The sequence below is a fragment of the Rhodococcus sp. AH-ZY2 genome, assembly GCF_030916465.1.
Lineage (GTDB): Bacteria > Actinomycetota > Actinomycetes > Mycobacteriales > Mycobacteriaceae > Rhodococcus > Rhodococcus ruber.
On sequence record NZ_CP126458.1, the window covers coordinates 858,077 to 869,637 of the forward strand.

Consider the following 11,561-nt stretch of genomic DNA (forward strand, 5'->3'; position numbering starts at 1 on the left):
GAAGCTCCCTCGACGTTCGACATGCGCAGGTTCGGCACCGGCAGGGGAGCTCACGGGCCCCGACTGCCCTGCTCCGCCGCCAGGACTCGAACCTGAACTATCTGAACCAAAATCAGAGGTGCTGCCGATTACACCACGGCGGACTGCCGCATTCCCGGCGCCGACGCCCCGGTCATGCGTCTGTGATCCTCGCATGCCGCCACGCCCGGAGTCGAACGCGGGGCCGGGCGCGTCGTCGTCCCGGATAGGCTGAGCGCAACCCGCCGCGCGTCGTCCCCGGGGTTTTCCGGTGGCCCCGGGGTCCGGCCGGGTGCCGGAAAGGATGTACTACGTGTCGAAACCGTCGCAGAACCACGCCGACCGCAGCCCGCGGGTCCGGATGACGGGCACCCAGCGCCGGGAACAGCTCATCGAGATCGGCCGGGCGATCTTCGCCGAGCGCGGCTACGAGGCGGCGTCGATCGAGGAGATCGCCCATCGGGCCCAGGTCTCCAAGCCGGTGGTCTACGAGCACTTCGGTGGCAAGGAGGGGCTGTACGCCGTCGTCGTGGACCGGGAGATGTCGACCCTGATGTCGATGATCAGCGCGAGCCTGACGCAGAACCGCTCGCGCGTCCGGGTCGAGCGGGTGGCGCTGGCCCTGCTCACCTACGTCGAGGAACGCACCGACGGCTTCCGCATCCTCGTGCGGGACTCCCCGGTCACCGCGGAGGAGGGCACGTACTCGTCCCTGCTGAACGAGGCGGTGCGGCAGGTGGCGCACATCCTCGCCGGCGACTTCTCCCGCCGCGGCTTCGACCCGGACCTGGCTCCGCTCTACGCGCAGGCACTGGTGGGCATGGTCGCGACGGCCGCGACCTGGTGGCTGGACGAGCGCAGCCCGTCGAAGGAGGTCGTGGCCGCCCACCTGGTGAACCTGTGCTGGAACGGACTTACGCACCTCGAGGCGGACCCGCAGCTCGGGACCTCCTGAGCCGGTGGCGCAGTCCCCCGATCGTCCCTCTACCAGGTGGTATCGTTGCCCAGCCGACTCGAGAAGGGATGCCAGGTGATCGCGGTGATCAACCGAGCGGCGATCGGCGCCGATCGCCCGGATCGTCTCCTGCGTACGAGCCCGTCCGGGAGGCCGTGAATGGCTCGGCAGGTCCGCGCGGAAGTCACCCGCGAATCCGTGGTCCGCGGTGCCGCGGAGATCTTCATGAACCTCGGCTACGCGAACGCCAGCCTCAACGAGATCATCCAGGAGTCCGGCGTCACCAAAGGTGCGTTGTACTTCCACTTCGCGTCCAAGGAAGAGCTCGCCCGCGGCGTCGTCGACGCGGGCTTCGCGCGTCTCGCCGAGGCCGCGGTGACGACCATCAACGACCGCACCCCGGCCCTCGAGACACTGATCGAGCTGTCCGTCCTCACCGTCGACCTGTCCCGGAACGATCCGGTCGTCCGGGCGATGTTCCGCCTGGCCGTGGAGATCGGGGACTACCGGGGGACCGGCGACCGCCTGTTCGACACCTGGCTGGCGACGATGCGCGACCTCGCGAAGCGCGCCCTGGCCGAAGGTGACCTGAACGAGGACGTGGACCCCGACATGGTCGGTCTGTTCCTCCTGCAGGTGCTCACCGGGGTACGCATGGTCGCGGCGGCGCTCGACTGTCGTGAGGCCCTCGTCGAATACCTCGAGAACGCGTGGGGACTGATGCTGCCGGCCCTGGTCCCGCCCGCCAAGGCCGAGTACTTCAAGCAGTTCGCCTCGCGCCGGCTCCGGGTCTGATCCCGGAGGCAATCGTTGCGCCGGCCGCCCTCGCCTGACACGATCGCCGCCGTGACCCTGGGACCCTTCGACGCGGCTGCGGCCTGCGTGGCACTCGCCCGCACCCTCGACGAGTCCGGAGCCGACGCCGCGGTGACCATCGTCCCGGTGCCCGCGCTGCTGACCACCGCACAGGCGGCGGACGTGCTCGGTGTCGGCCGGGCGTACGTGGCCCGTCTCGTCGACGACGGCACCCTGCCCTCCCGGTTCCACGGCCTGCACCGTCGCATCCGCCGCGCCGACGTCCTCGCCTGTGCCGCCCGGAGGGCCGAAGCCCGGAGCCGGGCCCTGGACGCCGTCGCCGACCTGAGCCGACGCGACGGCCTGTACGACGACGACTTCTAGGGGGAACGATCGTGCCGATCCGGGCGGTACTCGACGCGCCGGCACTGACGCCGCCGCGCGTGCGCGACGTGCTGCTCGCCCTCGCCGAGGACGCGCTGTACCGGCCCTACTGGAGCGACGGCATCGTCGCCGAGGTGGAGCGGAGGCTGCCGGCGCACATGTCGCGCCCGGCGCGGGACTTCCTGTTCTCCGAACTCGACACGGCCTTCCCCGAGGCACGGGTGAGCTGGCCCGCCACGGTGCTGCGCGAGGTGCCGTACGTCAGCGATCCCCGCGACGCGCACCTGACGGCGGTGGCGCTGTTCGCACAGGCCGACGTCGTCGTCACCACGGACGCCGGTCTCGCGCGCTCGCTCGAGCGGTCCGGGGTCGAGCCACAGACACCCGACGCCTTCGTCGCGTACGTCCTCGACGCCGATCCCCGGCGGGCCGTGCGTGTGCTGCACCAGATGGCGCGACGGCGATGGCTCGGGCCCGGCGAGGAGCTCGCCGACGCCGCTCTGCGGTCGCGGCTGGCCGCGTGGGCGCGCGCAGCGCTCGGCGACAACAGCGCCGACCTACTGGCAGCGGACCCGCCCTGAACCGTCCCGCCCGCGGCTGTGTTGCCGTGCCGCCCGCGGCTGTGTTGCCGTGCCGCCCGCGGCTGTGTTGCCGTGCCGCCCGCGGCTGTGTTGCCGTGCCGCCCGCGGCAGTGGTCCTGGCCGCTCGAACCGGACACCGCATAGACTCGGACGGTCCTCTTCTCGAACCCCAGGAGCGCCCTTCCCGTGTCCGACGTGTCCGTCACCCCCCTGTCCGGATTGGCGCGGATCGCGCTGGCCGACGCGCAGCTCGAGCGTGTGGCCGCCCTCGCCGGGACCGCCGCACAGGCCCTGGTGGCCCCGCCCGCGGCCCGGCCGTTCGTCGCTGCCGCGCTCGCCGCGAAGACGCCGCTGCTCGTGGTGACCGCGACCGGCCGTGAGGCGGACGATCTCACGGCGGAGCTGCGCGAAATGCTCGGCGACGTCGTCGCGCAGTTCCCCTCGTGGGAGACGCTGCCGCACGAGCGGCTCTCGCCCAGCGCCGACACCGTCGGCCGCCGGTTACAGGTGCTGCGCCGGCTCGCGCACCCCGAGGACCGCGACTACGGACCCGAGTTGCGGGTGATCGTCGCGACCGTGCGCTCGCTGGTGCAGCCGATGGCCCCCGGTCTGGGCGACATCGAGCCCGTCACCCTGCGTGTCGGCGCGGAGCACGACTTCGACGAGCTGATCGAGCGGCTCGTCGAGCTGGCCTACACCCGTGCCGACATGGTCGGCAAGCGCGGCGAGTTCGCGGTGCGCGGCGGCATCCTCGACGTCTTCCCGCCGACCGCGGACCACCCGGTGCGAGTCGAGTTCTGGGGTGACGAGGTCACCGAGCTGCGCCCGTTCTCCGTCGCCGACCAGCGGTCCATCCCCGAACTCGAGGTGAGCACCCTCATCGCCCCGCCCTGCCGGGAACTGCTGCTGACCGAGCAGGTCAAGGAACGCGCGGCGCGCCTCGCCCAGGACAACCCTGCCGACGCGGCCCTGGTGGAGATGCTCGACAAGATGGCCTCCGGCATTCCGGTCGAGGGCATGGAGGCGCTGCTGCCGGTGCTGCAGACCGGCGAACTGCAGTTGCTGACCGACGTCGTGCCGGACGGTACGCACGTGCTGCTGTGCGATCCGGAGAAGGTCCGCACCCGCGCGGCGGACCTGATGCGCACCGGCCAGGAGTTCCTCGAGGCGTCGTGGACCGCGGCCTCGCTCGGCGGGGCCGCGCCGCTGGACACCGCGAACATGAAGGGCGTGGACCTGGCCGCCTCCGCATACCGCCCGCTGACCGGGGTGCGGGAGACGGCGGAAGCGGCCGGCCGACCGTGGTGGACGCTGAGCCCGCTGGCGTCGGGCGCCGACACCGAGGTCGTGCTCGACGTGCAGTCGGCGCCGGAGGTGCGCGGGTCCGAGGAACTGCTGACGATGCTCTTCGCGAACCTGCGCGCGCACGTCACCACCGGCGGGCGGGCGGCGATCGTCGTCGCAGGTGCCGGCACCGGGCAGCGGGTGCTCGAGCGGCTTCAGGAGAACGACGTACCCGCAGCGCGGCTCGATCCGGGGGCCGAACCGGTTCGCGGCACGGTCGGGGTGCTGTGCGGCGCGCTGCACGACGGCCTGGTGCTGCCGGGCGACGGCGCGGACGTGCCCGGACTGGTGCTCGTCACCGAGTCCGATCTCACGGGCAACCGGGTGACCGCCGCCGAGGGCCGGCGCACGCCGGTCAAGCGCCGCAACCAGGTGGATCCGCTGGCACTCACCGCCGGAGACATGGTGGTCCACGATCAGCACGGCATCGGCCGGTTCGTGGAGATGGTGGAGCGGACCGTGGGCGGCGCCCGCCGCGAGTACCTGGTCATCGAGTACGCGCCGGGCAAACGCGGGCAGCCGGGTGACCGGCTGTTCGTGCCGATGGAGTCCCTCGACCAGCTCTCCCGCTACGTCGGCGGCGAGATGCCCGCCTTGAGCAAGCTCGGCGGCTCCGACTGGGCCAACACGAAACGCAAGGCGCGCAAGGCCGTCCGCGAGATCGCGGGGGAGCTGGTGCAGCTGTACGCGGCCCGCCAGGCCGCCCCGGGGCACGCGTTCGCGCCGGACACCCCGTGGCAGAAGGAGATGGAGGACGCGTTCGCGTTCACCGAGACCCAGGATCAGCTCACCGTCATCTCCGAGGTCAAGGCCGACATGGAGAAGGCGGTCCCGATGGATCGCGTCGTCATCGGCGACGTCGGTTACGGCAAGACCGAGATCGCGGTGCGTGCCGCATTCAAGGCCGTGCAGGACGGCAAGCAGGTCGCGGTGCTGGTGCCCACCACGCTGCTGGCGCAGCAGCATCTGCAGACCTTCACGGAGCGGATGGCGTCGTTCCCGGTCACCGTCAAGGGCTTGAGCCGCTTCACCGATTCCGCCGAGGCGAAGGAGACGATCGCCGCCCTCGCCGACGGTGAGGTCGACATCGTCGTCGGCACCCACCGGCTGCTGCAGACCGGCGTGCGCTGGAAGGACCTCGGTCTCGTGATCGTCGACGAGGAGCAGCGATTCGGCGTCGAGCACAAGGAGCACATCAAGGCCCTGCGCACGCACGTCGACGTGCTGACCATGTCCGCGACGCCGATTCCGCGCACCCTGGAGATGAGCATGGCCGGCATCCGGGAGATGTCGACGATCCTCACCCCACCCGAGGAGCGGCACCCGGTGCTCACCTACGTGGGCGGCTACGCGGACAAGCAGGTCGCCGCCGCCATCCGCCGCGAGCTGCTGCGCGACGGACAGGTGTTCTACGTGCACAACCGGGTGAGCTCGATCGACAAGGCCGCCAAGCGGATTCGCGACCTCGTCCCCGAGGCGCGGGTCGCGGTGGCGCACGGGCAGATGAACGAGGACACCCTCGAGAAGACCGTGCAGGGCTTCTGGGAGCGTCAGTACGACGTCCTGGTGTGCACCACCATCGTCGAGACGGGCCTCGACATCTCCAACGCCAACACCCTCATCGTCGAGCGCGCCGACTCGCTGGGGTTGTCGCAGTTGCACCAGCTGCGCGGACGCGTCGGTCGTTCCCGCGAGCGGGGTTACGCGTACTTCCTGTACCCGCCGGAGAAGCCGCTGACCGAGACGGCATACGACCGGCTCGCCACGATCTCCCAGAACTCCGATCTCGGCGCGGGCATGGCCGTGGCCATGAAGGACCTCGAGATCCGCGGCGCGGGAAACGTTCTGGGCGCGGAGCAGTCCGGTCACGTCGCCGGCGTCGGATTCGATCTGTACGTGCGGCTCGTCGGCGAGGCGGTGGAGGCGTTCCGGGCCGCCGCGGACGGCCGTCCCGTCGCCACGGACGAGGCCGCCAAGGAGGTGCGGGTGGATCTTCCGGTCGACGCCCACATCCCGCCGGACTACGTGACATCCGACCGGCTGCGGCTCGAGGCCTACCGCAAGCTCGCCGCGGCGCACGACGACGACGCGATCGCCGCGGTGGTCGAGGAACTCGTCGACCGCTACGGTCCGCTGCCCGAGGAGGTCGGCCGGCTCGTGTCGGTGGCCAAGCTGCGCCTGCTGTGCCGCGAGTACGACCTCGAGGAGGTCGCGGTCTCCGGCACCCAGTTGAAGATCTCGCCGATGCACCTGCCGGATTCGAAGCAGATGCGGCTCAAGCGCCTCTATCCGGCGGCGCAGTACCGCGCCACGAGCGGCATCGTGCAGCTGCCGTTGCCGCGAACCGGTGGCGTGGGTTCCGAGCGGGTGCGCGACGTCGAGCTGCTGCAGTACATCGCGGACTTCCTGCTCGCCCTGGACGGCAAGGCGCAGGGATCGGTTGACGTGCGTGTGCCGACCGCCGCGAGCGTGTGACCGGGCGAGCGCAGCGACGGGGATTGCGACCGGGGCGAGCGCAGCGACGGGGATTGCGACCGGGGCGAGCGCAGCGACGGGGATTGCGACCGGGGCGAGCGCAGCGACGGGGAAAGTGAGGCGACGGCGGTGACGGTGATTCTGCTCGACCTGTACCGGCCCGGATCGGTGCCGCTCGAGGCGGTGCCGCTGCTGACCGGGCCGCTCGACTGCACCGACGACGTTCCGGCAGAGATGTGCGAAATCCTCGGTGCCACCGTGGGATCCGGGGCCGAGACACTGATCGCCGTCGACCCGGAGCACGAGGCGGTGCGTGAACGCGTACGGCGGGGAGAGCGGGTGATCGCCGCCCCGCCCGCTCCGGGGGAGCGCCTGCTGCGTGCCGTGGACGTGATGGACCGGCTGTGGGGATTCGGCGGCTGGGAGGTCACCCAGACGCACGACTCTTTGCGCCGCTACCTGCTCGAGGAGACGTACGAGCTGCTGGACGCGATCGAGGAGGGCGACCCGCACGGTCTGCGCGAGGAACTCGGAGACCTGCTGCTCCAGGTGCTGTTCCACTCGCGGATCGCCGAGGAGTCCGACACCGATCCGTTCACCGTCGACGACGTCGCCGACACGCTCGTCGCCAAGCTCGCGTCGCGCAGCCCGCACCTGACCAACGGTCACACCGGCCCGATCGACGTGGCCGAGCAGGAGGCAGCGTGGGAGGTGGCCAAAGCGGCGGAGAAGGCGCGGCCCTCCTGCCTGGACGGCATCGCGACGGCACAGCCGGCGCTGGCCCTGACCGACAAGGTGATCGCCCGGGCCACCCGGGCCGGACTCCCCGCGCATCTCGTCCCGCCCGAACTCCGGACGGTGCACGTCACCGGCGACGGTGGCGCGGAGGACGCGCTGCGCAGCGCGACGCTGCAGTTCGTCGCGACGGTGCGCGCGACGGAGAAGGCCGCCCACGCCGACGGCGTGCCGTACGGCGGTCTCGACGCGGACGCATGGGTGCGTTACTGGGAGAAGTGAGTCCCGACCGGCGCTTCTCCGAGCCGACGCGGCTCCGCACGGGCACGCAGTGCCGGGGCGACGGGGCGGCCGTGCAGGAAGCCGGTGACCCCGCCCGCGTCGAGGGCCCGCCGGTACACCGCGAGAGCGCCGCGCGCTGCCTCCACGGTCTCCTCGAGGTCGGCGTCGGTATGGGCCGCCGAGATCACGAACGACTGTCCGAGCACACCCCGGACGAGCATCTCCTGCAGGAACAGCGTGCGGAATTCCTGCGAGGGCAGCAGATTCGGGTCACGGGTGACGAAGATCAGGCAGGACGGGCGTCCGACCACCTGGACGTAGCGCTCCACGCCGAGATCCGCGGCCGCGGCGTTGACGGCGTCGGCAAGCCTGCGACCGGATGCTTCCATCCGGCCGATGGGGTCTTCGGTCGCGTAGGCACGCACCACCGCACGGAAGGCTGCCAGTCCGCCGGACTCCGGTCCGTGCGTGGTCGACAGGAGGAACACCCGGTCACCGTCGGTGCGCAGGCCGCCGAGTTCCATGAACTCGCGCCGACCTGCGAGCGCGGCGACGGGGAAGCCGTTTCCCATCGCCTTGCCCCAGCACGACAGGTCCGGCCGGACGCCGTACACGCCCTGCGCCCCGTGCTCGGACCAGCGGAATCCGGTGATCATCTCGTCGAAGATCAACAGGGCACCGTGCCGGTCGCACAGGCGGCGCACGCCGGGCAGGAAGCCGGGATCGGGCTCGGCGAGGGCGGTGGCGGCCTCGAGGATCACGCATGCGGTCGGCCTGGCCGACAAAGCATGTTCGAGCGAGTCGAGGTCGTTGTACCGGAACCGGTGGGTGTGCTCGGTGACCTCCTCGGGGATTCCCGCCTTCATCGGGGTGGTGCCGATGAACCAGTCGTCGACGGAAAAGAACGGCTGGTCGCATGCCACGACGTGCCGGCGGCCGGTGACAGCCCGCGCCAGGCGCACGGCCGCGGTTGTGGCGTCGGAGCCGTTCTTGGCGAACTTCACCATGTCGGCGCCGGGCACCAGAGCGAGGAAGTCCTCGGCTGCGGCGAGTTCGAGGGTCGTTGGCCGGCTGAAGTTGGTGCCGTCGGCGATCGCGGCGGCGACGGCGTCGACGACGGGACGGTAGCCGTGCCCGAGCGTCACCGAGCGCAGGCCCATCCCGTACTCGACGTAGCTGTTCCCGTCGGCGTCCCACACGCGGGCACCCGCTCCGCGCTCGAGGACGGGTGCCATGAATTCCGGATACTGGTCGGAGCCCCGGGCATACGTGTGCGCACCGCCGGGCACGATCTCGTGGAGCCGGGCCTGGAGTTTCGTGGATCGGACGAACGAGGGTGGAGAAGAGTGCGGCACTGTCGGCTCCCTTCGACGACGACGCCTGGAGCGAGGGGCGGACACGAGAGGAAGTGGGAGGCTCCGAGGGTACACAGGTATGAGACAGCGTCATCATTCTCGGTAGGAGTACGCGCGATCGCAACCTTCTCCGGTGTTCCCCAACAACTTCGGGGTTCAATCGGTAGGCCTTGTGCGGTATCGTAAACGGTAACGACCCTCCGCCCTGAACATTTCTACCCGATGGAACGAACAGCCGTCGAGTAGGACGACGCCGCGATCGAACTGTGCTCGATCCGATGGGAGTTTGCGGATGGTGAAGATTCCGCTCGGTCTGTCTGCCGGTGGGGAGCCTCCCATCCGGGTCCTGATCGACAACGGCGAATACTGGCTCAACAACAAAGGTGACCTGGCGTTACTCGATGTCACCGTGCGCCGGATCCGGGCGCGCTGGCCCGACGCCCGCATCGGCGTCCTGACCTACGCACCCGGTCTGCTACGAGCATTCGAGCCCGCTGCCGAGCCGGTCGGGTACCGGCGTGGAGCCCACTGGTCGAGGCTGGGACGGTCTTCTCAGCTGCCGGCACGGTTGGGACCTGCGGTTGTCGGACGAGTCTCGGAAGTGTGGTGGTCCCTGACCAATCCCCCGAGGCGGCAATTGCGCAAACTGCCCGACTCGGTGCGTCATCCGCTGACACGGATGAAAGAGTGGCGCAGCCACGACCGTGACAGGAACACGGTGAATCGCGGTGCTCGTATTCCGGAGGCGGCGAAGACAGCGTCGCTGATCGTTGCGATGGGCGGAGGCTACCTCGCTGACGTCGACACATACCAGGCGACGCGCACCCTGGATCTGCTCGAATATGCCTGTGAAAAGGGGATTCCCACCGCCGCGCTAGGTCAGGGGATCGGCCCGATCGACGATCCGGTTCTCTTCGCTCGGGCCGCGAAGGTGCTGCCGCGGGTCGATGTCATCGCGTTGCGGGAGGATGTGTGCGGTCCGGACCTGCTGGCGAGGATGGGAGTACCGAACGAGCGGATATACATTACCGGAGACGACGCCGTGGAGCTCGGATATGACGCCGGCCGGCCTGAGATGGGCTCCGATCTCGGCGTTTGTCTGCGTATTGCAGACTATTCGCCCGTGGGGGCTCAGGCTCGGACGAGTGTGCGCCGGTCCGTGCAGGAGTTCGCTCTCGGGGTCGGTGCCACACTCGTGCCACTGATCGTTTCGGAGTGCGAGTCGGAGGACCGCCGATCGACGCTGCCGCTGCTCGAGGGTTATCCGTCGGTGGCCGCGCCCCTGGATCGCTACGCACGTGCCCGAGATCTCGCTGCTGCAGTCGGACGGTGCCGGGTTCTGGTCACCGGCGCGTACCATGTGGCTGTTTTTGCTCTGTCTCAAGGTATTCCGGTTGTCGGCCTGTCGTCGTCGAAGTACTACGACGGTAAGCTAGGTGGGTTGAGGGCGATGTTCGGCGGCGGTCTCGAGTTGATTCACCTCGATGCCCACGACCTCGACGACCGGCTTTCCAAGTCGATCCGGGAACTGTGGGACGCGGCTCCGCAACTACGTCCGGTACTACGGGAGCGGGCGCGGGCTCAGGTCGCGGCAAGTCGTGAAGCCTACGAGCGGATGTTCGGTCTGGTCGAACGGACTTCCGGTGCATCCGCACAGTCCATGCTCGATCGGCAGTCGAGCGTTTGATTCGCGGCCGAGTGCACGAGTACAGGTGTACCGAGAGCGCAGGGAATATCGCGAGCGCAGGTAATCCCGCAAGGGCCCATCCGAACCTGAAGGCTCCGAACCTGAATGCGCGAGGCCGCTCCCGGCCCATCGGCATGGGTGCAGTTTCCCTGCACTACAGGCGATTCCCGCCCTACAGGAGCCTGGCCTAGAGCAGTACCCGACCTGCAGCAGTACCTGACCTACAGCCTGACCTAGGGACCCGGTCGGTAAACGGGCCTGGTCCGGCGCGAGCCGTTCGGTGTCTTCTCATCCGGGACGGCGCATACGTGCGGTTTCGGCCTCATGTGTGCCGGCCTCGTGTGTGTCCGCCACCACGGGTGTGTCCGACGCTGCGACCTGCTCGAGTTGCGCGCGGAGCAGTTGCTGTTGCTGCCACATCTCCGACGTGATCGCCCAGAGGTCGTGATCTCGGCGCAGTCCGCCGACGTCGAGATAGCTGGACATGGTGCCCTCGCGTCGGCACCCGAGAAGCTGCACCGTACGTGCTGCCGCCACATTCTCCGTGCAGATGGCAGCCGAGATCCGGCGCAGCCCGAGAGTGCCGAAGAGGTAACTCATCGCCAAGCCGCCGACTGCGAGGCCGATACCCGCGCGGGCGAATCGAGAGTCGATCCAGACGCTCGTCTGAGCGGTCAGGGCCGCGGGATCGATACATTCGAAATTGCACTGCCCCGCGAATCTTCCGTCGATCTCGACCACCAGGGGTAGAGCAGTGCCGGACCGTTCGGCCCGGCGGCGTGCGAGACACTCGCCCACCCACACGGTGACGGTATGGCGGCGGTCCCAGTCGTCCGTGGCGGTCAGCCAGTAGGGCTCGATGAGCCGCTGGTCCCGAAGGCGGATCTCTCTCCAAGCCGTTGCGTCGCCCAAGCGTGGACTACGCAACGTCACAGTGTGCCCGGCTACCC

The 11,561-nt window shown here is 69.6% G+C and carries 9 protein-coding genes and 1 tRNA gene; 7 read left to right on the forward strand and 3 right to left on the reverse strand.

Features of this window, described 5'->3' with window-relative positions; translation table 11 throughout:
- Positions 1 to 71: 71 nt before the first annotated feature.
- Positions 72 to 143 (reverse strand) — tRNA-Gln (locus QNA09_RS05020).
- Between the two features lie 236 nt (positions 144 to 379).
- On the opposite strand from QNA09_RS05020, the gene QNA09_RS05025 reads away from it, so the two are divergent.
- The 6 genes from QNA09_RS05025 to QNA09_RS05050 all read left to right on the forward strand — a co-directional run bounded on the left by QNA09_RS05025 (position 380) and on the right by QNA09_RS05050 (position 7,569).
- Entirely contained in the window at positions 380 to 973 is a 594-nt protein-coding gene (locus QNA09_RS05025) for a TetR/AcrR family transcriptional regulator (RefSeq protein WP_010592944.1), read from the forward strand.
- Positions 974 to 1,132: 159 nt separating this feature from the next.
- Positions 1,133 to 1,768 carry a ScbR family autoregulator-binding transcription factor gene (locus tag QNA09_RS05030; RefSeq protein ID WP_010592943.1) on the forward strand — a complete coding sequence of 212 codons (636 nt, stop codon included), beginning with the start codon at positions 1,133 to 1,135 and terminating at the stop codon, positions 1,766 to 1,768.
- A gap of 51 nt (positions 1,769 to 1,819) precedes the next feature.
- The gene (locus QNA09_RS05035) at positions 1,820 to 2,152 is read left to right on the forward strand and encodes a helix-turn-helix domain-containing protein (protein ID WP_102030890.1); all 333 of its coding nucleotides are present in this window, start codon (positions 1,820 to 1,822) and stop codon (positions 2,150 to 2,152) included.
- Between the two features lie 11 nt (positions 2,153 to 2,163).
- Entirely contained in the window at positions 2,164 to 2,733 is a 570-nt protein-coding gene (locus QNA09_RS05040; protein WP_010592941.1) for a PIN domain-containing protein, read from the forward strand.
- 186 nt (positions 2,734 to 2,919) lie between these two features.
- A complete protein-coding gene (mfd, locus tag QNA09_RS05045; RefSeq protein WP_119699516.1) occupies positions 2,920 to 6,552 on the forward strand; it encodes a transcription-repair coupling factor in 3,633 nt (1,210 codons plus the stop codon).
- Positions 6,553 to 6,681: 129 nt separating this feature from the next.
- The gene (locus QNA09_RS05050) at positions 6,682 to 7,569 is read left to right on the forward strand and encodes a MazG family protein (protein ID WP_040274483.1); all 888 of its coding nucleotides are present in this window, start codon (positions 6,682 to 6,684) and stop codon (positions 7,567 to 7,569) included.
- Here QNA09_RS05050 and QNA09_RS05055 read toward each other — a convergent pair.
- Positions 7,554 to 8,924, reverse strand: coding sequence for a glutamate-1-semialdehyde 2,1-aminomutase (locus tag QNA09_RS05055; RefSeq protein ID WP_040274485.1), 1,371 nt, complete (start codon positions 8,922 to 8,924; stop codon positions 7,554 to 7,556). The two genes, QNA09_RS05050 and QNA09_RS05055, sit on opposite strands and share 16 nt — an antisense overlap.
- A gap of 292 nt (positions 8,925 to 9,216) precedes the next feature.
- Here QNA09_RS05055 and QNA09_RS05060 point away from each other — a divergent pair, with 292 nt between their 5' ends.
- Positions 9,217 to 10,611, forward strand: a complete 1,395-nt coding sequence (locus QNA09_RS05060; protein WP_119699517.1) for a polysaccharide pyruvyl transferase family protein — start codon at positions 9,217 to 9,219, stop codon at positions 10,609 to 10,611.
- Between the two features lie 288 nt (positions 10,612 to 10,899).
- Here the strand turns inward: QNA09_RS05060 and QNA09_RS05065 are convergent, their stop codons facing one another.
- Positions 10,900 to 11,544 carry a GNAT family protein gene (locus QNA09_RS05065; RefSeq protein ID WP_308072289.1) on the reverse strand — a complete coding sequence of 215 codons (645 nt, stop codon included), beginning with the start codon at positions 11,542 to 11,544 and terminating at the stop codon, positions 10,900 to 10,902.
- Positions 11,545 to 11,561 lie beyond the last annotated feature (17 nt).